The sequence below is a fragment of the Chlorogloeopsis sp. ULAP01 genome, assembly GCF_030381805.1.
Lineage (GTDB): Bacteria > Cyanobacteriota > Cyanobacteriia > Cyanobacteriales > Nostocaceae > Chlorogloeopsis.
Genome location: NZ_JAUDRH010000001.1, coordinates 163,935 through 184,959, shown reverse-complemented (window position 1 = coordinate 184,959; position 21,025 = coordinate 163,935). Strand labels below are relative to the sequence as shown.

Genomic DNA, 21,025 nt, shown 5'->3' with positions numbered 1-21,025 from the left:
TTTATCCCTAATATTAATAATTATGGGATTTTGTTATTTTTTTAAGTTTACCATGAAAGCAAATACTTTTGATAATAATTGATTGTGCAAAGGGAATAGGTAAAATCCCTTTGAACAGGTGTTTACTCTTGAGAAGTACACAAAGTCAAGAATCCACCTAAAAAGACAATCGCTCCTAATCCCAAAAAGACTGCCTGCAATCCCATAAAGGTTTCTGCTACACCTGCTAATGCTAAAGGTAAGGTAAGAGCAATATTAATCACATTGTTTTGCAAACCAAAAACTTTACCACGCATTTCTGGGGGTGTTTCTGTTTGGATTGCTGTTTGCATGGGTATACCAATTAATGCACCAAAGATACCTAAAAACATTACCAACAACAGGATGATAAATAGCTGCTGTGTGAATATAGATAAACCAATCAAAGATGCGACCATGCCTGCACAGCCAAATAAACTTAACTGTGTATAAGAGAAGCGTTGTCCAAACTGTCCTAGTATTGTTGCTCCAACAGCGATGCCGACGCCGCCAGCTGCTAGTAAAAATCCGAACTGCTCGGCTTTTAGGTTAGGAATTACTTCTGCCATGCGAACGGCAAGAACAGTTAATGCTGCAAACACAGAAAATAAGACAATTAGTTGAATCAGGGCATTACGAAGCCGAGGATTATCTTTGAGATAACGCAAACCATCCTGTACGTCAGCAAAGATATGTGGATATTCTGTTTTAGGTGAGTAATGTTTTTCGTTAGTTCCCAGTAGTAATAAGATTATGCCGGCGATCGCATAACTGCCGCCAACAATAATTTCTTTACCTAACCCCTCACTGCCACCAACTACAAGCCAAAGGCGATCGGCAGCCGCTAAAAGTGGTTCACCGATGGCAAACCCAATAATTACCGACGCCATCATCGTCGTAGTGTAAAGAGAGTTAGCTGAGAGTAGATGCTGTTCTTTAACTACTAAAGGAATTGCTGCCTGTTCTGCTGGTGCAAAAAACTGTGTCAGGGTGGAAACTAAAAAAGTGACTCCCAAAATGATGGCAAAACCTACAGGTAAGACTCCTATCGGTTGCCAATCATGGGTGAGCCAAAGTAAGAAGGGGATTACCAAAACCAAGATACCCCGCCAAATGTTTGTTCCTACTAGTACCATCTTTTTCGACCAGCGATCTACAAATACACCAGCCAAGGAACCGAATAAGACGGCGGGAATGGTAAAAGCCATCATTAATGCTGACACCCAAGTGCTAATGGTGCGATCGCCTATTTGAAAATGAGTATTAATTAGGGCTATCATCAACACCAAATACACTTTATCTGCCAACTGACAGAAAACTTGTCCTCCCCAAAGTGCTAAAAAATTGGGATTTCTCAGAACTGGCAAAAATCCATGTTCTTTAGCATCATCAGGCTTGTTTTGGTTTGATTTTTCAGGTACAGCACCATTTACTAATGGCACAATTTGACCGTTAGGTTCATTTTTAGTATTTACTTCTGTGTTAGTTGATTGATGATTAGAGTTTTTTTCAGGTAGTGATTTTGATGTCCATTGCTCATTTTGAGAAAGATTTTTGGCAGGTTTTTCTTGAGCATGGGCTGAATCAGGTGTAGTTTTTGGAACAGCACTGAGGTGACTAGGTGCTTTAGCCACTGATGCCCTCTTCTGCTTTTTGATATGACTTGGTGACAGTGGCAGGATTTTGTGATCCAGATCAGAGTGATGCATCATGGTTTGCAGCAAAATAAGAATCAATCAAGGCAGCGGAGCGAATAGGGCGACCAAAGTGATACTGGGCATACTGACGCAAAACTTGCTCCACAGATAACCAGCTACAATCTTGGGTCGTATCTTGCATTATCTCTGATTGCGACAGATGTTGGAGTATAGTCAATTCCCTTGCGTTCAAACGTTTGGAAAGTGCTGGCATTTCTTGCCTGTGGAATATAGTTTCGTAATCAAGGTTACGAGTAGATGGTGAGGGAGACGCGGTTTGAGAAGACGCGGAGAGGGGGTGACGCGGTGACGCGGAGAATCTTTTATTCATATTCCCCGTGTCCTCTTCATTCCCCTTCCCCGTGTCTGGGTGTCCCCGTGTCCCCGTGTCCTCTTTCCTCAGGCGTTCCCAAGCTGTCAAGCAAACGATACCACCAGCGTTAATACTAAATCCTACTTGCCAATTAGGGTCTGTAAAATCTGGTATGAGAGGACGCTGAGTCAAACAACACATATGTACTTCTGGCGTAAATCCTGCCAAAGCTAATAGTTGAAACAAACCATGAGCTAAAAGAGCCATGACACTGGGTGTTTTTTGGCTGGATAATACTTCTAACCGCCTCAGATGTTCATTTATTAATTCATATAGTTCTTCTTGAGGTTGTTCGCTTAAACCTTGACATAGCACTACCTCTGCTAAATACTGGCTGGCTGCTAGCCTTCCCAAATCTTTCGCAAGTCCTGAGTAAGATTTTACAGTTTGGGCTTGCGTAATTTTATCTAGCGATCGCCCTTTAGCAATCAGTAAATCATTAACCACAAACATTGCACTCCTGCCACCTAAGCTGGAATTATGCTTGCGTGCTCCTGGGGCGATCGCTCGAATCAGTCCATATTCTTTTGTCAAAATCGTAACAATTTTATCTGACTCGCCAAAAACTTGGGTTCTAAGATTAATTCCAGTTGCTTTATAAGTTTTACTCATTAGTTATTAGTCATTGGTCATTAGTCATGAGTCATTGATCGTTAGTCCTTACAGAGGACAAAGGACAAGTGACAAATCACAAATGACTACTCTCTTTTCTCCAGCGTATCGCGCTGTCGCAACAAATCGACACCACGAGATGTGCCTAATCGTGTGGCACCCGCCAAAATTAAGTCAAGAGCTTGGTCAATACTGCGAATACCACCTGATGCTTTAATTCCCACCGCTTCTTTAGCAACTTCCTTCAAAAGTCGCACATCTGCCACTGTTGCACCCCCATTCCAACCTGTACTAGTTTTGAGAAAAGCTGCCCCTGCATCCATACATATTTCCGCAGCCAGTCGTTTCTCAGCATCCGTCAGTAGGTTGGTTTCTAAAATTACCTTTACTGTTTGCCCAGTTTCTTCACAAATTTCTGCGATTTCCCTGTGCACCTCATCAGTTTTACCAGCTTTTAACCAACCCAAATTAATTACCACATCTAACTCAGTAGCGCCATTTTCCACTGCTTCTTGAGCTTCATACAATTTCACTGCTGAAGTTGTGGCTCCAGTAGGAAAGCCAATCACCGTACAGACTTTTGGCTTTTTACCGTAGAGGTATTCTGCTGCAAAGCGCACGTGAGCAGGATACACGCAAACCGCTGCAAAGTGAAATCTATCTGCTTGTTCACACCATTGTTCCACCTGCTCGGTTGTAGCTGTTGGAATCAGTAAGGAGTGATCTATATATGGCGCAATATCAATATCTGGATAATCTGCTGCCATCGCTTCTTCTATATAGTGATTGATTATTTATCTTTATATAAACTTAAGACTATTTTAATAAATAACTCCACTATATATTTAGGATTTTTCCTGAAACTTAGCTGATTTGCTTAGTTTAAGTTGTAATCTCTATGTAATATCAAATTATTCTTGTTAAGTGTTTTGGTTAAAAAATTGTTATTTTAAGGTATAGATTATAGCATTTATCTTTTGTCACCTGCAAGAAAATCCAAGATAGTGTGAGCTAATCCTTTAGATGCTAAATAAGGCACACCATTACCGATGGTTTTAAACATATTAGTTAGTGACATATTCTCTGGCAAAACGAATTTTGTAGGTAAAGATTGGATTGCCAGAGCTTCAGCTACAGAAATTCTCCGTACTTTGTAGGGATGTAAATGTACTTCGTTATTGCCATAGCAAGCTGTAGGAGAGTAACGCCATCTGTGCAGACGTTTGTAAGATTTTCTGGAATCGTCTCCTTCATCAATGGTGGCGAATTTTTGAATACCTGCCCTTGGTTGAAAATAGTGTTTGGCATTGGGGTGGTGGAGCACATCATTTTTTCTAAACCAGTATTCAACGGTTAGCTCCACAGGAATATCTTGAGGGCAAGGCAAAATAGAATCTTCTTGAAAAGGTGAACTTTTACTCCAAGGATAAGTAAATACTTTTTCTTTGTTAAATGATACGTATTTTTCCCAAGGAAAAATTTCTCTAGGAAATTGATTATAATTTAATATTTTTATCCCTAAATCTTTAATTAAAGAGATTTTGAATCCCAATAAGATAATTCTATCTCTATCTTGAGGCACGCCATACTCAATAGCATTAATTAAACGCTCTGTTAATAAATAACCAGCTTGAATTAACTGCCGTTTTTTTGCTTCAAAAAACAATCGATGTTTTTTTGTCTTCCACAAACCTTTAACATTCTCAAATAAAAAGAAATCGGGTTGTTGTTGACAAATTAAGTCAATGTAAGCATTTGATAGTTTGCCATTATCTCCCAAGTATCCTCTATTTTTACCACCAATTGAAAAGTCAGGGCAGGGAGGGCCGCCAATAAATCCAATAATATTATTAAATTGGCGGCAGTCTTGTACTAATTCTTGTAAGTAGATTGCTTGTAATTTTTCAGTGAGTTTAGTAACATCTGCTTCTTCTCCGAAATGGTATCCGTATGCTGGTAACGGTAGATTTAAATTAGCTCGACAATAGCGGTATGCTTCCATAAATGAGGAAGAAATCTCATTCACATAAACAATATTAAAACCACTGGTTTCAAAGCCTAAATCTAGAAATCCCGAACCAGCAAAAAAGGAGAAAATACTGGGGCGATCGCTCATTGTTAAATTCGACAAGCGGCAAGCAGAATTGTGTGTTTTAAACTAATGTATATTAGCGCCTTTTTCCGCTGCTTGTAGTTGCATGATGCCAAAAAACGATAAAAGCAATCTATCAAAAGCTCGTGCCTCTGATATTCTTGGTTATGACGACTTTCTACTAGAACTAAAAACAAGAATTTCTCACGCTCAACTTCGAGCAGCGTTAGCAGTCAATAAAGAGCTAGTATTGCTCTACTGGCAAATTGGACGAGATATTCTCCAGCGACAACAACAGCAAGGCTGGGGAGCAAAGGTTATTACTCGTCTGGCAGCAGACTTGCAGCAAGCTTTTCCAGAGATGAAGGGTTTTTCACGTACTAATCTAATGTACATGAGAGCCTTTGCTGAAGCTTACCCAGACGAGCAATTTGTCCAACAGATTGTTGGACAAATTCCTTGGGGTCATAATATCCGTATTCTGGATGCTGTTAAAGATCCAATAGAACGTTTGTGGTATGCACAACAAGCCATACAATATGGCTGGAGTCGGAATGTGTTAGTCCATCAGATTGAAAGTCAGTTGTTTCACCGTCAGGGTAAGGCTGTCACTAATTTTGACCGTACTCTTCCCCAACCGCAATCAGAATTGGCAAAGCAACTATTGAAAGATCCTTACTCCTTTGATTTTCTGAATTTGCGGGAAGAGGTTCAAGAACGTGATTTAGAACAAGCTCTAATCAAACACATTCGTGATTTTTTATTAGAGTTAGGGGTTGGATTTGCTTTTGTCGGCAGCCAGTACCATCTTGAGGTTGGCGGTGAAGATTTTTATATAGATTTATTGTTTTATCACTTGCGTTTGCGCTGCTATGTAGTGATTGAACTTAAAATTGAAGAGTTTAAACCAGAGTTTTCTGGGAAGATGAATTTCTATGTAAGTGCGGTAGATGATTCATTAAGACACCCAGAGGATCGGCCAACTATTGGGATAATTTTGTGCAAGAGCAAAAATCGGGTAGTTGTTGAATATTCTTTGCGGGATATGAATAAGCCTATTGGTGTTTCAGTTTATCAGTTAAGGAATACTTTGCCGGAATCACTACAAGGAAAGTTACCAACAATTGAGCAGTTAGAAGCCGAGTTGGAAAATTTAGAAGTTGAAATAAAAACGCCAGAATAATCGTAAAAATATAATTTAGTATTCAAGTACTATTAAGGGGAATGAGCAATAACTCTGAAAGTTAAATTAATTCTTGGTTGAACATTTTTCGATGTTTTTGGAATTTGATGCTGCCAAAAATGCTGCGTTGTGCCTGCCATAAGTAGGAAGCTACCATGTGTTAACTCAATTTCTGCTTTCAATTCCTTATTGTACTTATGTCTAAACATAAATCTTCTTGTTCCACCAAAGCTAACAGAACCAATTACAGGATTTTTACCTAATTCTGTTTCAGCATCAGTATGCCAGGAAATTCCATCATTTCCATCTCGGTAAAGATTTAGCAAGACGCTATTAAACTGAACTTTTGCTATTTTCTCTAATTTCTCTTTTACTTGTAGTAGTCTAGGTGTCCAAGGCTCTGGCTGAAGATGAATACCTGAGAATGTATATGACTTGTTTTTATCTCCATACCAAGCAGTTTTTCTCGGTAAGTTTACTTCCTTACCGTAAATTTTCATCTTATCTTGTCGCCATTTGATTTCGTTAAATAAGGTTTGAAAAAGCTCATCGCTCTCTTGCTGATTATAAAAATTGCGATAGAAAATCACATCAGCGTCTGGCATAGATAGAACTTCTTTCTCATCACTCTTCGGTGACTCATCTATCACAGAGTCAAACCCAGAGAGTAAGTTTCCCTGAATTGCATTCATAGCACAGCTATTTTTCATACAAATGACACTCAGTTAATAGATGTAGCAAATAAGTTATCTGTGGAAAAAGATTACCCATCTGCTACATCTATTACCAAACATCATTAACAAATTTTGCGTTATCCCACCGCCTTCTCTGCACCAATCATTTCACCCTCAGCAACTTCTGGCAACAAACGCTTCACGCCTTGCTTGACAAACCCTTGCAGGAATGAAATCTGCTGGTTCTGTTGAAATACCTTTTGTAGAGTTTGCCCCAATTTCTCCACATTAAATCCAGTGGTAGAATTTACAGTTACTTCCTGCTGTTGGAAATATTCTACTAAGCTAAGTCCAGCCAAGCGCGTCAGATAAGCTGCACTTACACCCTGCACTGCACCACCAGCAACAAAGGTGATAGCGTGACTCTTGAGAACTGTACCGATCGCCTTACTAGAAAGTTCTACTAAACCCAGCTTCAGCATTAAACCTCCCATTTCGCCAGCTACGGTTTTCGCCTGTTCTATGGAAAATTTTTGCTGGTAAATATTACCCAAATCCATTACCATCTGAGCGTTGATTGCCGCAGTTGCCAAAATATCTAGTGCTGGTACTGGGTTGGCAAAGGCAGCAGCAGCAGCTATCCACTGATATTGTTCAATCACTGGGTTAGCGCGATCGCGTCTGATTCCATTCAAGTAATTTTTCGCCTCGGCTTTGAGCGACAGCGTCTTTCTCATCACGGTTGCCCACACTAATTGCTGTGCTTGCTGTGCCAAAATCTCACCCAACTGCTGTGTTAACTGCTGGATGTCTGGTGTTGGTTGTTCCATCCATTCTTGCACCGAACCATCTTCACCATGCTTGCGAACTTTGACAGGCAGGGGAGAAACAGCAGTTGCCACTACGTTTCCCAGCATCCGTTGTTTTAGTGACAGCAAGACGTTAGCGCGTTCATCTGGCAAATATTGGTCTTGTTTGTTGAAAACCAGCATTAATTGCTGATACTCTGCTCTTAGTTGCTGTATTGTTTGAAATTCTGTATCTGTCAAATCGCCGTTTGTGAGGAACAAGACAAAATCAGCTGTCTTTGCTGGTGCTAATGCAGTGGCATCTGAGTTTTCTTCGGCTTGTGCAAACAAAGGCGGTGTCTCTTGCAAGCTGACTGTTTGCCGGATCTGTGGATGCCAGTTAGACTCTAAAACCTGAATCAAAGTGGTTTTACCCACTGACTTGCCACCAGTAACAGCCACAAGAATGTCTTCTCTGTCTAACTCCAAGTACAGCTGGGGTATTCTTTCTCGCAATGTTACTAAAGCTTGGTGATTGTCTGCTTCACTTGCTAGTTGGCTCACCACAACTTCGGCTTTAGCGATCGCATTTTCAACAGTTGCGCGATCTACAGGCATTTCTAGCATTTGCGAATCGTTTTTAGGGCGATTTTGCTTCAATAACCACAAACCGCCACCAACTAGCAACAAACTCATGACACTAAATTCACCTAGCTGCACCATAGAATGATGCAAACTTTGTAACATCCAGAGAGTAAATGTTAGTCCCAGTCCTCCCACTAAGATCGGTCGTTGCAACTTCACAACCATGATTCACCGCGCTTTTTGGATTATTTCTACTTTAGAATAGATCAAAAGCTTACTTCTGGTGGCTTATACAAGCGATACAGCATAACTTTCTTTATATAAATTTGCTTTGCCTTACCAGAGGACTTGCGATCGCAAGTCTGATGATGGACGGTTATTACTACAAAATTGGTAAAAAATAGAAGACATAAAACTGAAAGTAAGATAGGCAGACATAATTAAACTTAAACTACTAACCTTGAAAATACATTCAGCAAGAGGATTTTCCCATCTGCCATCTGCCCTCTGCCATCTGCCTTATCTTCCATCCTCAAGTTCGATAATCACACCTTATTATTTCCTGTATACGTCTGTCAGAATAGAGCTGTAATCTAGAGTAATTAACCTTTCAGCATTGGTGTATTGCCTTAGATTTCAAAATCAGGTTCGTCTGGTTTATAGATTAAGTGATAGGAATGCAGTATGGACAGTAACAACTGGATGCAGCAGTTATTGATGCTCGGTATTGGTACAACTTCTATGGTGGCAGACAAAATACGGGAAGCAAGCGAGCAGATGGTGAAGGATGGCAAGCTTGATCCTGAGCAAGCCAAGGCAGTGATGGATGATATGGTCAAACAGTTAAAATCGGAACAGGGCAACTGGGAAGGCAATATGCAACGGCAGATGCGAAATATGCTGCAAGATTTAGGGGTTGCACGCCAGTCAGAAGTTGATGAACTGCGAGGTAGAATTGACAGGTTGGAGCGTCAAGTGCGTGATTTAGAAAATAAGCTTTGGCGCTAAAAATTTATAATTAATGTTCACCTAACTTAAAATCTCCAATCTAAAATCTAAAATTCAAATTTTCCATAAGGATACGCTTTCTGATTTAAACTAAGTTTTGTCCTACAGGTCATTCTATATATATATCCAGACAACCTAAGTAGGGAGGACTAATTTTGAAAGCGATTTTACTCAGCGTGGGATTCATGCTGGTTTGTGTTGTAGTTTTGGTATTAACGCAAGTTGGCGGTGGCAAACAAGAATCTGCGATCGCTGCCCAGATTACCGAAACGACACAAGCTCCCACTTCTATAACCGAAAATAAAACTCTCATTACAAACATTGCCATGTTCTCATCAGATGAAAATGTCGTGACTACCCCTTCTGGGTTAAAATACGTCGATCTAGTTGAGGGAGATGGGGCGACTCCTAAACCAGGGCAAAAGGTTACGGTTCACTACACTGGTACTCTAGAGGATGGTACTAAGTTTGATAGTTCACGCGATCGCAATCGTCCCTTCGATTTCAAAGTTGGCGTTGGGCAAGTGATCAAAGGCTGGGATGAGGGACTTAGTACTATGAAAGTAGGCGGGCGTCGTCAGTTAATTATCCCCCCAGAGTTAGGTTACGGTGCTCGTGGTGCTGGTGGTGTGATTCCCCCCAACGCGACGCTGATTTTTGATGTGGAGTTGTTGAAAGCTGGTTAGGTATAGCCCTACAGACTGGAAGTCTGGGGCTACACCAGCAAAGCCCACCTCTGTGGGCTAAAATCCTTAGAGACTGCGAAGGCAGTCTTCGTTTGTATAGCCCTACAGACTGGAAGTCTGGGGCTACACCAGCAAAGCCCACCTCCGTGGGCTAAAATCCTTAGAGACTGCGAAGGCAGTCTTCGTTTGTATAGCCCTACTCTTCTAGGGTGAGGGCATTTTGGCTATTAACTACTACCTACTACCTACTAACTACTAACTACTTTCATTAATAATTACTTGGTTTAGCTAAATTTTTAAACTTCGTAAATTGCGGATCGAATAAAAGTTTAACAGTTCCTGTTGGGCCGTTACGATGTTTAGCAATGACTACTTCTGCAATACCTCTTTCAGGAGTATCAGGATTATAATATTCGTCTCTGTAGAGCATTATTACTAAATCCGCATCTTGCTCAATTGATCCTGATTCTCGCAAATCAGATAACATTGGACGCTTGTTAGTACGTGCTTCTACACCTCTACTCAACTGAGATAGGGCAATCACCGGCACAGATAATTCACGCGCTAAACCTTTAATTTTGCGGGTAATTCTAGATAATTCTTGCACGCGATTGTCACCTGCTCCCTCCATTAATTGCAAGTAATCAATCACAATTAGCCCCAAGTTCGTTCCAACTTCTGCTTGCAAACGTCGTGCTTGACTCCGCATTTCTGTAACTGTAATATTCGGTGTATCGTCAATAAAAATTGGCATTTCCGAGAGCATACCAATCGCACGGCTTAAAGGTTCCCACTGAGATTGACTGATACGTCCACTGCGCAAATAACCAGATTCAATTTCTGCTTCGCTTGCTAATAAACGCTGTACCAATTGTTCTTTGGACATTTCCAAACTAAAAATCGCAACTGGTAATTTATATAAAGCGGCAACGTTATAAGCTAAATTCAAGCAGAAGGCAGTTTTCCCCATTGACGGTCTGCCAGCAACAATGATTAAATCAGAAGGCTGGAAGCCACTTGTCATCGCATCTAGATCGTAAAATCCACAAGGGATACCCGGTAAAGCTACACCTTGGTGACGTGTCTCTATTTCTTGGAAAGTATTTACCAAGGTATCAGCAATATGAATTAAACCTGACTGAGGACGTTCTTGGGCGATCGCAAAAACTTTTTGTTCTGCTTGATCGAGGATTTGTGGTAACTCATCTTCTGTTTGATAACCCAACTGAACAATTTCATTACCAGTTTTAATTAACTGACGCCGCAGGTATTTTTCCATCACCAGCATTGCCAAAGCGTCGATGTTAACTGCCGAAACTGTTCTGTCTACAAGGGAAGCTAATTTATTTCTACCACCAACACGAGCAAGCAGATCGTGGTCATTTAACCAACTTGTCACCGCAAGCAAGTCTGTAGGTTTGCCTTGACTGTAAAGACGCAGTGCCGCTTGATAGATATCTTTATGAGCGCTAATGTAAAAAGCTTCTGGTACTAAGCGATCGCTGACTCTGCTAATTGCCTCTGGATCGAGCAATATACCTCCCAGTATTGCTTCTTCTGCTTCGATATTTTGGGGAGGTAGGCGATCGCTGCCTAGCCCTTGAAAATTTAGTTCTTCAGACATATAAAAATTTTAGATTAGAGTAATAATTTATTACTCCTATAGTGCATAATACCAAATTGGCACGCGGGAGTCTGGTTTCAAAATTCTGGAATAGTCTATTCATCATGGTTTTAATCCAAAATCCGTCTTGAAAAGCTTTGAGCCTCCTTGTGGAGGAGCAACGCTTTCGGAGGAAACCTCCCTCCGGGTACTCTAACGAGAACCCGCTTCGCGTGTACGAAGTCGCCACAAGTCGGGGAACCCGCCCAAGGCGCTGCTCACCGCACCCTTACGGGAAGCCACTCCGCGTCTACAAACTTTTCGCAAAATCACGCCACGTGACGCCAGGTGCTACCCTGCGGGAAGCCGCCCGGAGGGCGTCTACACCGCACTGGCTCCGCACCGCACTGGCTCCTTTATGCCGGGAAACCCGTAAAGGCGCAGTGGCTCCAAAATCCACGCATTGGTATTACTTTCACTTCCAATATATAAAGACGTTGCAGTGCAACGTCTCTACAAACCAGAGATATTTTTTGTAAAGAACTAAAAATTGAAAAAACACAGAAGATTGATTCTGTGTTCTCAACTCCACAAAAGTAGATTTTTAGCTGGCTACAACTTGAATGTTGACTGTAGCTGTTACTTCTGAATGTAGCTTAATCTCTGCTTCGTAAGTTCCCAGAATGCCAATATCAGGTATGGTGATACCGCGCCGATCCACTTCAATCCCAGTGGTTTGTTGAATCACATCAGCTACGTCTTGGGTGGTAACTGTACCAAAAATGGCTTCTTTTTCACCAGCTTGCTTGGCAATATTGAAGGTGCCAGCTTTCTCTAAAGCTGCTTTTTGTTCTTGAGCTTGTTGTTTAAGTTCTAGTTGTCTCTGACGTTCTAACTCTCGGCGACGTTCTACTTGCTTGAGAATACCAGGAGTAGCAAAAGTTGCCATACTCTTGGGAATTAAATAATTACGAGCATAGCCGGGTGCTACTTCTACTAAGTCGCCGGATCTGCCCAGCTTTCTGACATCCTGAGTTAAAACTAACTGCACGCGTTTCGCCATTGTTTTTCTTTTTTCTCTGTTGCTTGTAAAATCTCAATATCTTGGGGTTCAGCAAGATAGTTCACAACAAGTGTAGCTTTATCCCCAGGAGCGTTTGCTTATAGCCAATCAACCTAGAGATCCTAGCGAAATATAGGGTGCGATCGCAAGTCTTAAAACTCCTAATTTTATTTATGGGTTCTGACTGTGCTTGCTGCCTCCTGTCTTGAAAATGGGTGTGGGGGAGCCACTGCGGTGGTGAACCAGCACTGCGGGAGGGTTTCCAACGGACAGTTCCTACAACGGGGGAGACCCCCCCAACGGACTGTCCTCCTCCACAGGTGACTGGTGAAAGGGTCTCCCGGCATAAAGCACGTGGCGTCATCTGGCGTGTGTAAGGGTTTAGGGGTGTAGGGGAAGAAATCTGTATAACTACTGCCCAATGCCCTTTTTCATACTTGGTGGTGTACTAAGTTCATAGGGACTACCTTCTGCCGTCTGCCTTCTGCATAGCTGCCTTCTTCATTAAAATCTATCTTTCATTCCTCGCAGGCGGGCAAAGGTTTGCACCGAATCTTTACTCTTAGTTGCTGATTGTAATGCTGGCTGATCCCAACGTAAAAAGGGATTTGTACGTTTCTCAATTTCTAGCAGTGAGGGAACAGTAGCTTCTCCTCGATTGCGATATGCCTTCACTTCATCATATCTTTGCTGTAAGTGGGGATTATTACCATCCACTGTGAGAGCAAATTGTAAATTTTTTAATGTATATTCATGAGCACACCAAACTCGTGTATTCTCAGGCAGAGAACGAAGTTTGCTTAAAGATTCTACCATTTGCGTTGGTGTGCCTTCAAATAAACGACCGCAGCCGCCAGCAAAAAGTGTATCACCACAAAATAATTCTCCTGTCTCTTCTGGGTTCTGAGGAGGGAAGTAGTACGCGATATGAGCGCGGGTATGCCCAGGTACAAAGATTACTTCTGCAACTCTATCTGCAAACTTAACGCGCTCGCCTTCTTGTAAAAATACTTTTTGTCCGGGTATTCTTCCTCGATCCTCTGCTCCACCGTATACTTTCACATCCGGAAACAGTTGTATCAATTCTTTATTGGCACCCACGTGATCTGAATGATGATGTGTGTTAAATATTGCTACTAGATTTAACTTTAATTCATGAAGTTTTTTTAAAACTGGCTGTGCTTGTGCTGGATCGACAACAGCAGCAATATTTTTTTGGCGATCGCCGTACGCGCCCGCCGATGCTGTGGTTGTATAGCAACCACAGTCACCCCTGTTCGGGCGATCACACAACAAAAAAATATAATTGTCAGAAAGTGCTTCTAGACGAAGTACTTGCATTTTCTGTACTCCCTGATAAATCAATAAGGTTTATATTGTTGAGATTAGATCTCGCATTATTGTTAAAAAAAATTAACTAATAACTGTAATTTTACTGAAAGTTTGTCCGACTCAGTAAAAGTGTCTTAATTTATCCGTAAAACTTCTGTGGGTGTAAAAGTAGATACAAAGATAGATTTAGTATTGTGAGCACCTAAAATCTGCTCATAAATTTTAGTTAAACAGCTTCAATAAACTTGCTATCGGATGTTAATGTTCATAATTTTTATTATGACAATAATTTTCTCCTGTAAGCAAAGGTTGAGGAAATTTTGGCATGAGAGTTTTACACACATTATCAGATATATGAGTAATCAAAATTTAATGTATAAAACTATTGAAAACCAAGCAGAGTTAGCTGTTGAAAAAATTGTTAACAGAATTATCGCATCAGGAAAGATGAGCCGTAAAGACCATCTTTTGCTAACTTCAAGCGCACTTGCTAATGGTGAAATTAGTGACGAAAGTCGTCGCCAAATTAATCGTGTATTTGACTATCTTCAGACAAGTCGTTTGAAATTAGTTGATTGGTAAGATATAGAATGAATAACTACACAATTGCTCAGTTATTTATATCAAGCCAGTACAGCTCTTTTGTAAGTTATAAGTATGTTGGTAATATCTGCAAAGTCTGGGCAATTGGGAAATAGGCTCTTACTATTTGCTAATTTTATAGCATTTGCGCTGGAAAATAATTTGACAGTTTTGAACCCAGCATTTGAGGATTACGCGGAGTTTTTTGCAGCTACAGCTAGAGATTTACTTTGTTCTTATCCTGCTTCGCAATTTCCTATTATTGGTAATAAAACTCTACGCAATTTATACTATAAATTAAATCGCTATTTAGTTGATAGTAGGTATTTTGAAGTTATCGATATTAAGCGAGATAAACCATTTAATTGGAGTAATTCCAATGTCGTGGAAAAATTGCAACCAGGAAAGCTCACTTTTTTCCAAGGATGGTTATTTCGTGATGGATGGTTTGTAGCTGAAGTAGAGAAACTCCGCAAATATAAAGAAGCTATTCGTACCTACTTCCATCCTTTAAAAAAATATCAAGATAATGTATCACATCTAATATCTAGTATTCGTCAGAAAACTGATATTGTAATTGGCGTTCATATTCGACATGGAGATTATCGCCAGCATCAAGATAGCAGATATTTTTTTGAAGTGGAGCAGTACGTAAAAGTAATGGAATCGGCACAAGCTCTATTTCCGAATCAAAAAGTTACATTTTTGATTTGTTCTAATGAACAACAACAATATCATCACTTTCAGAAGTTATCTTATGTATTTGGCAATAATCATATAATAGAGGATTTGTATTCATTAGCTGAATGTGATTATATTATTGGCCCTCCTAGTAGTTATACTATGTGGGCATCTTTTTATGGGGAACGTCCTCTCTACATGATTAGGGATATTAACAAAAATGTAAATATTAAAGATTTTATTCAATTTTATGAATGGCAGGGTATTTTTCACCATAACGAAGACTGGAGTAAGAGTTACTGGGAATGGACGCATTAACAATAAAAAATTAAGAAATATATGACATTAAAAAGTAGAGGATTTATTACTATATTGACAGGTCTTTACTCTTTTCAAGATTGTATTCATTTTTTAGCATCAGTTAGAAAATTTCATCAAGAACCAATAATTGTTTTAATTGACCGTGTTCCCAAGATTTTATACCCTTTGCTCACCATTTTCAAAAATGTAATTCTCAAACCTGCTCCTGCAAATGAAAATACAGTTTTGGCATCGCGATTAGCAAAGCTAGCTTTATATGAAGCGTCTAATGAATTTGAGAAAACTATCTACTTGGATGCCGATATTTGCTTGCTTTCTGATATTAACGATGTATTTGAGTATTTAGATGAATATGATTTTTTATTAACTGAAGATGTACAACCTTCAATTGCTAAAGCTACAAACTTAGTGCGAGGCAAACAAGAAGATACTTTACCGAATGTTTTATCGATACTGCAATCTGTCGGTTTACCACTACAAGAAGATAGCATTCAGTATAATGGTGGTTTTATGGCTTTTAAAAAAACAGAGTCAACTAAAGTATTTTTTGAAAAATTTAAAGACTACTTTGAAATTGTCAGAAGCAATCAAGATAAATTGCTGTTAAAGGATCAAGGGGCTTTTGCTTCTGCGATCGCTACCGTGAAGCCAAGCATAAAAATATTATCGCCTACCTATAATTATCTGAGTAAATGGAAAGATTGCTATCAAAAAAATGACGAGCCTATTAAAGTGCTGCATTGTACTTACCCTTATAGACCTCAATATGCCAAAGATATTACTAGCTCAATTTATACCAAAGTAATTGATAAATTAGCTAAAGTGATTTTACCAAATCAAATTAAAAATCCTTGGCGGAAAAAATAATTATTTATATATGGTAAAAAGCAAAGAAAAATTAAAAATATCATTACTTGTCTGGAATTTATCAACCAATGATGGCTTTATTCGTGCTTCTTTGTTACAAACAGCCTTGCAAAAGCTGGGATATAAAACAGAAGTCCTGGGATTTTTATTTGGTAAAAATTTGTATGAAGCAATTCCTAAAAATACTGATATCTACGCTGTAGAAGGTGCAAGTTATCCCAAATTTTTCAAATCTATTGGAAAATTATTCAAGCATATTCAAGGAGATATTATTTATGCAATTAAGCCTCAACCAGCCAGTTTTGGCGTTGCGCTTTTAAATAGATTTTATACTCACCGTCCAGTAATTGTAGACATAGATGACTGGGAAATGAGTTGGCATGGTGGCGATAATTGGTATTACCGTCCTACACTCAAACAGTTTGCTAGGGATTTATTGAAACAAGATGGTGCTTTGAGAAATCCTAATCATCCTTTGTACTTAAAATGGATAGATAATTTAGTAAAAAAAGCTGATGCAGTAACGGTAAATACAAAATTTTTGCAGCAGCGTTTTGGAGGCACATTTATCCCTAATGGTAAGGATACCTCATTATTTAATCCTGCTCAATATGACAGTGATGCTAGTAAAAATCGCTATGGTTTATCTGGATATCGAATTTTAATGTTTCCTGGTGCGCCAAGACCATATAAAGGTTTAGAAGATGTTTTGATAGCGTTAGATAAAATTAATCAGCCTGATTTAAAACTAGTAATAGTGGGTGGCAGCCCCTATGATGACTATGATCGAGAACTTCAACAGCAGTGGGGACGTTGGATCGTCAAATTACCAAAGTATCCTGTTGATATAATGCCTGATGTGGTAGCTGCTGCTGATGTCATTGTTGTTCCACAGCGAGATACTCCCGAAACTCGTGCTCAATTTCCTCTAAAGTTAACAGATGGAATGGCAATGGCTAAACCTATACTATCAACAAAAGTAGGAGACATTCCCGATATTTTAGGTGAAACTGGATATTTAGTTGAACCTAGTTCTCCCGCACAAATTGCCGAGCAAATTGAATCAATATTTCAAAATTTAGATGCAGCAAATGAACTTGGCAGAAAAGCTAGAGAAAGATGTATTGAAAAATATAGCTTAGAGGCAATGGCATCTAGTCTAAAGTCGGTAATTTCTCGGTTGTGAATATACATATATAGTATTGAAAATTAAAGATTAGTTAGATGTAATTCACTTGGTTTTTATAATCAAGCTGAATAGATATGTATACGTGTTATAACGGCTCGCCAGTATGATAATTTTTTAGTTTAATTTTGCATGGAGCCTGACAAAGATGAATATTTTTAAGAATAAGTAAACAGTCATAATTGTCCCCAATGTTTACCAAAAAGCTACTACTAAGATTTGCCAAACCCTATCCAGGCTTAATTTTTATCACGATAATATTGGGATTTTCTGGAGCTTTGTTTAATGGGGTTGGTACAGCTTTAATTGTGCCAGTAATTTTAAAAATAGTGGGACAAGAGGTAGACTTTAGCAGTGCTCCTCCCAGTCTCAAAGCGATTATATCTCCGTTTGAGCAATTACCGGAAAATCATCGATTATGGGTAATGGCTGGGGCAATTATACTGACAATTTTTTTAAAAAATATAGCGATTTATTCTAGTACTTTGTCATCTAGTTATTTAACGCGTCGATTAACTTCTGATATGCGTGAAACAGGTGTGCAACTCTTACTAAGAGTTGATTTAGATTATTACACCAAAATGAAAGTTGGTGATTTAATCAATCGCCTGGGGGGAGAAATCGGACGTGCTGCCAGTACTATTGGCAATAGTGTGAAATTAATTATCTTAGGAATTACAATTTTAGTTTTTGTAAGCTTGCTATTATCTATTTCCTGGCAGTTGACGCTCGCAACTACAGTTTTGCTGTTTTTTGTAACTTTAGTTAATCAATATGTGATTGGGCGTTCTCGCAGATTTGGCAAACAACTCAGCGAAATGTCAAAAGCATATTCAATAGCTGTATTAGAGATTCTGAGTGGAATTAGACTCGTAAAGGCAACAGCTAATGAAGAGAAAGAATTCCTAAAAATTAAACAGCTGATTCGCGATCGCGAAAAAGCAGATTTCCAATCGCAAATGAATTCAGAGGCGATCGCACCAATTAGTGAAGTAATGGGAATTACTGCTTTAATGCTAATTGTCTTTTTAAGTCGCACGTTTTTTAAAGAGCAAATCGCTTCGCTATCAACTGTACTCCTGACATATTTATTACTTTTACTAAGATTACTACCTCTAATTTCTCAGTTAAATACTCTTCGCAATAACTTTGCCAACACATCTACCAGCATGGAATTAGCTGTTGATTTTTTATGCTGGGATAATAAACCTCGGATGAATGAGGGTAATATCCCTTATACCCAATTAAATCAAGGTATCCATTTCAACAATATATCTTTTGCCTATCCAGAGCGGGAAAAGTTGGTACTCAAGGATGTGGATTTATATTTGCCACGGGGAACGACTTTAGCTTTAGTAGGTAGCTCTGGTGCAGGTAAATCGACAATAGCAGATCTCTTACCCAGATTTTACGATCCGATTTCTGGTTCGATTACCATTGACGGCATCGATCTGCGGGATTTTACTCTGACATCTGTGCGCAAAGCAATGGGAATTGTCAGTCAAGATACCTTTCTTTTTAACGATTCGGTGCGGAATAACATTGCCTACGGAAAACCAGATGCCAGCGAAGATGAAATAACTACCGCAGCCAAAAGAGCAAATGCTTACGAGTTTATCAGCAAATTACCGCAAGGATTTGATACTTTAATTGGCGATCGCGGCGTCATGTTATCTGGGGGGCAAAGACAGCGTCTGGCAATAGCGCGGGCGCTGCTACAAGATCCAGAAATCCTGATTCTCGATGAAGCTACCAGCGCATTAGATACCGTTTCTGAACGTTTAGTACAAGCGGCGATTGACGATTTAAGTCGCGATCGTACTACCTTAGTCATTGCCCATCGTCTCTCCACAGTGCAAAAAGCCGATCAAATAGCCGTATTAGATCAAGGATGCGTGGTAGAGGTAGGAACCCATAAGGAACTTTTACAAAAAGGTGGTTATTACTCGCGTTTGTACTCAATCCAATTTGGTAAACAAGAAGAAACAGCCAGCAAACGTCAGCAAAGTTTAATCCAAATTTCTCACGAAATTCGCACGCGACTAAACTCAATGATTGGCTTCCTACTATTATTAATTGATAACTTTAAAGATAATCCCCAAGAACGGCAGGAATTAATTACAGATGCTTATAAATCTGCTTTAGGTATTATTAATATTCTTGATATTTTTGAAGACATCGTTAACTTGCAAATTAAATGGCAGCCCTCTCTTACGGGAGAGCTAGATTCCGATGCTACTATTAATCATCCAAGTTATAGCAGTATATCGAGTGAATTTCGTACAGATACCAATGAAATAGTAAATTTAATGCGTTTAATTTCTGACAATTATACAGAAAGCATTGAGCAAGAAAATCAATTTATTCAAAGTGCTTTTAAATCTGCCATACATTTACTCAATAGTCTAGAAGTTTTTGAAGATAAAATTAAATATTTAAAATTATGAAAAATACTAAATTTAAAAAGCACTACATTTTTTTCATCCAAGAAGATTTACCAAAGCCAGAAGCCCATTTAGTACAATCTACAAATGCAGCTAATGCAGCCGCAAACTTAGGTTATTCAACAGTTTTGGTATATCCTTATAAAGGATTTAAAGCACTTAATCCAATTAATTTAGCTCGTCCTTTTTATCCTCAACAAGTTCCAGAAACACTTATTAAATATTATAACCTTCATGACAAACTAAAAGTTGCTCCCTTAGCGATGCCTTGGCCTGTTGATTATTTTCCTAGTAAATTTAATAACTCAAATACTATTACCACAAAATATTATTTTCCATTTTACATACTCCCTACTACTAAACTTGTTCACAGTCGCAATTGGAATTTTATCAAAGCTGCAATTAAAAATGGTGTACCAGCAATTTACGAACATCATCACCACGAAGATAAACCATTTGAACAAGAAATAGTTAAACATCCACTATTTCAAATTGCTGTCACAGTTGCCGATACCATTCGCGACACCATGATTCAACATGGAATGCCACCAGAAAAAGTAATTAAAATCCATAATGGCTATAATCGTTTATTTATGCAAAGACAACCAGAAAAAGCAACAGCATGGCGTCAAAAACTGCTCAAAAATGGGAGAAAAAAACTAGTTGTCTATGCAGGAGCGCTACGAAAATTTAAAGGTATTGATGTTCTAATTGATGTGGCTTTGGAAATGTCAAATATTCAATTTGTTTGTGCAGGTGGTAATGAAACAGAGGTAAAAAACTATCAGCAATTAGCTCAAGAAAAGCAAGTTAGTAACATTACATTTCTCGGCTACATCTTACATGAAGATTTACCATCTCTGCTCCAAGCAGCCGATGTTTTAGCTCACCCTCATTGTTGGGGAGAAGCAGCAACTTTTACATCTCCTTTAAAGTTATTCGATTACTTCGCCTCTGGCACTCCGATTGTGGCAACAGAAATTCCCTCTTTAATGGAGTTTAAAAATACTCAGGCGATCGCTGCTTGGTGCGAACCTGATAACCCAACTAAATTTGCTGCATCTCTCAGGCAAGTTTTAGAAAATTATCCTCGCAAAATCGAAGGCTATGCTAACAGCATTGAATTTGTCAAACAGTTTTCTTGGGAAAATCGAGCAGCAAAAATTCTCAGCTACGTTGATGAGTCTTTTCACCCTCAACTAGTCGCTTAACAAGAAAGAAAAGAACTCT

General features: G+C 39.2%; 18 protein-coding genes and 2 pseudogenes. 9 read left to right on the top strand and 11 right to left on the bottom strand.

The genetic code is table 11. The features are described from left to right. Positions 1 to 122: 122 nt before the first annotated feature. The 5 genes and pseudogenes from QUB80_RS00940 to QUB80_RS00925 all read right to left on the bottom strand — a co-directional run bounded on the left by QUB80_RS00940 (position 123) and on the right by QUB80_RS00925 (position 4,816). The gene (locus QUB80_RS00940; RefSeq protein WP_289788113.1) at positions 123 to 1,727 is read right to left on the bottom strand and encodes an MFS transporter; all 1,605 of its coding nucleotides are present in this window, start codon (positions 1,725 to 1,727) and stop codon (positions 123 to 125) included. Next, a pseudogene (locus tag QUB80_RS35155) lies at positions 1,714 to 1,950 on the bottom strand (DNA repair protein RecO); the annotation flags it as partial. The gene QUB80_RS00940 and the pseudogene QUB80_RS35155, both read right to left, overlap by 14 nt. Positions 1,951 to 2,106: 156 nt before the next feature. Further along, positions 2,107 to 2,700 (bottom strand): annotated as a pseudogene (recO, locus tag QUB80_RS35150) (DNA repair protein RecO); the annotation flags it as partial. 86 nt (positions 2,701 to 2,786) lie between these two features. Continuing rightward, a complete protein-coding gene (deoC, locus tag QUB80_RS00930; RefSeq protein ID WP_016873819.1) occupies positions 2,787 to 3,467 on the bottom strand; it encodes a deoxyribose-phosphate aldolase in 681 nt (226 codons plus the stop codon). 203 nt (positions 3,468 to 3,670) lie between these two features. After that, a complete protein-coding gene (locus QUB80_RS00925) occupies positions 3,671 to 4,816 on the bottom strand; it encodes a DNA cytosine methyltransferase (RefSeq protein WP_289788112.1) in 1,146 nt (381 codons plus the stop codon). A gap of 82 nt (positions 4,817 to 4,898) precedes the next feature. On the opposite strand from QUB80_RS00925, the gene QUB80_RS00920 reads away from it, so the two are divergent. Next, a complete protein-coding gene (locus QUB80_RS00920; RefSeq protein ID WP_289787622.1) occupies positions 4,899 to 5,975 on the top strand; it encodes a PDDEXK nuclease domain-containing protein in 1,077 nt (358 codons plus the stop codon). A gap of 32 nt (positions 5,976 to 6,007) precedes the next feature. Here the strand turns inward: QUB80_RS00920 and QUB80_RS00915 are convergent, their stop codons facing one another. Then, entirely contained in the window at positions 6,008 to 6,667 is a 660-nt protein-coding gene (locus tag QUB80_RS00915; protein WP_289787621.1) for an alpha-ketoglutarate-dependent dioxygenase AlkB family protein, read from the bottom strand. Between the two features lie 119 nt (positions 6,668 to 6,786). Further along, the gene (locus tag QUB80_RS00910; RefSeq protein WP_289787620.1) at positions 6,787 to 8,247 is read right to left on the bottom strand and encodes a YcjF family protein; all 1,461 of its coding nucleotides are present in this window, start codon (positions 8,245 to 8,247) and stop codon (positions 6,787 to 6,789) included. A 459-nt stretch (positions 8,248 to 8,706) separates the two neighbouring features. Here QUB80_RS00910 and QUB80_RS00905 point away from each other — a divergent pair, with 459 nt between their 5' ends. Both QUB80_RS00905 and QUB80_RS00900 read left to right on the top strand, forming a co-directional pair. Beyond that, positions 8,707 to 9,030, top strand: a complete 324-nt coding sequence (locus QUB80_RS00905) for a phasin family protein (RefSeq protein WP_289787619.1) — start codon at positions 8,707 to 8,709, stop codon at positions 9,028 to 9,030. Between the two features lie 155 nt (positions 9,031 to 9,185). Next, positions 9,186 to 9,716: an FKBP-type peptidyl-prolyl cis-trans isomerase gene (locus QUB80_RS00900; protein WP_289787618.1), complete on the top strand. Its 531-nt coding sequence runs from the start codon at positions 9,186 to 9,188 to the stop codon at positions 9,714 to 9,716. A 268-nt stretch (positions 9,717 to 9,984) separates the two neighbouring features. Here the strand turns inward: QUB80_RS00900 and dnaB are convergent, their stop codons facing one another. The 4 genes from dnaB to gloB all read right to left on the bottom strand — a co-directional run bounded on the left by dnaB (position 9,985) and on the right by gloB (position 13,723). Then, entirely contained in the window at positions 9,985 to 11,340 is a 1,356-nt protein-coding gene (dnaB, locus tag QUB80_RS00895) for a replicative DNA helicase (protein WP_289787617.1), read from the bottom strand. A 289-nt stretch (positions 11,341 to 11,629) separates the two neighbouring features. Next, a complete protein-coding gene (locus tag QUB80_RS00890) occupies positions 11,630 to 11,779 on the bottom strand; it encodes a hypothetical protein (protein ID WP_289787616.1) in 150 nt (49 codons plus the stop codon). 144 nt (positions 11,780 to 11,923) lie between these two features. After that, a complete protein-coding gene (gene rplI, locus QUB80_RS00885; protein ID WP_289787615.1) occupies positions 11,924 to 12,382 on the bottom strand; it encodes a 50S ribosomal protein L9 in 459 nt (152 codons plus the stop codon). 504 nt (positions 12,383 to 12,886) lie between these two features. Further along, positions 12,887 to 13,723: a hydroxyacylglutathione hydrolase gene (gene gloB / locus QUB80_RS00880; RefSeq protein ID WP_289787614.1), complete on the bottom strand. Its 837-nt coding sequence runs from the start codon at positions 13,721 to 13,723 to the stop codon at positions 12,887 to 12,889. Positions 13,724 to 14,086: 363 nt separating this feature from the next. Here gloB and QUB80_RS00875 point away from each other — a divergent pair, with 363 nt between their 5' ends. The 6 genes from QUB80_RS00875 to QUB80_RS00850 all read left to right on the top strand — a co-directional run bounded on the left by QUB80_RS00875 (position 14,087) and on the right by QUB80_RS00850 (position 21,006). Continuing rightward, positions 14,087 to 14,296 carry a hypothetical protein gene (locus QUB80_RS00875; RefSeq protein ID WP_289787613.1) on the top strand — a complete coding sequence of 70 codons (210 nt, stop codon included), beginning with the start codon at positions 14,087 to 14,089 and terminating at the stop codon, positions 14,294 to 14,296. 75 nt (positions 14,297 to 14,371) lie between these two features. Next, complete coding sequence (locus QUB80_RS00870; RefSeq protein WP_289787612.1) at positions 14,372 to 15,295, top strand: alpha-1,2-fucosyltransferase; 924 nt, start codon at positions 14,372 to 14,374, stop codon at positions 15,293 to 15,295. A 21-nt stretch (positions 15,296 to 15,316) separates the two neighbouring features. Continuing rightward, positions 15,317 to 16,165, top strand: coding sequence for a glycosyltransferase (locus QUB80_RS00865; RefSeq protein ID WP_289787611.1), 849 nt, complete (start codon positions 15,317 to 15,319; stop codon positions 16,163 to 16,165). A 10-nt stretch (positions 16,166 to 16,175) separates the two neighbouring features. After that, positions 16,176 to 17,351: a glycosyltransferase family 4 protein gene (locus tag QUB80_RS00860; RefSeq protein ID WP_289787610.1), complete on the top strand. Its 1,176-nt coding sequence runs from the start codon at positions 16,176 to 16,178 to the stop codon at positions 17,349 to 17,351. A gap of 191 nt (positions 17,352 to 17,542) precedes the next feature. Then, positions 17,543 to 19,798 (top strand): ATP-binding cassette domain-containing protein, encoded by a 2,256-nt coding sequence (locus tag QUB80_RS00855; protein WP_289787609.1) that lies wholly within the window; start codon positions 17,543 to 17,545, stop codon positions 19,796 to 19,798. Continuing rightward, positions 19,795 to 21,006: a glycosyltransferase family 4 protein gene (locus QUB80_RS00850; protein ID WP_289787608.1), complete on the top strand. Its 1,212-nt coding sequence runs from the start codon at positions 19,795 to 19,797 to the stop codon at positions 21,004 to 21,006. Before QUB80_RS00855 ends, QUB80_RS00850 begins: the two co-directional genes overlap by 4 nt. Positions 21,007 to 21,025: the final 19 nt, after the last annotated feature.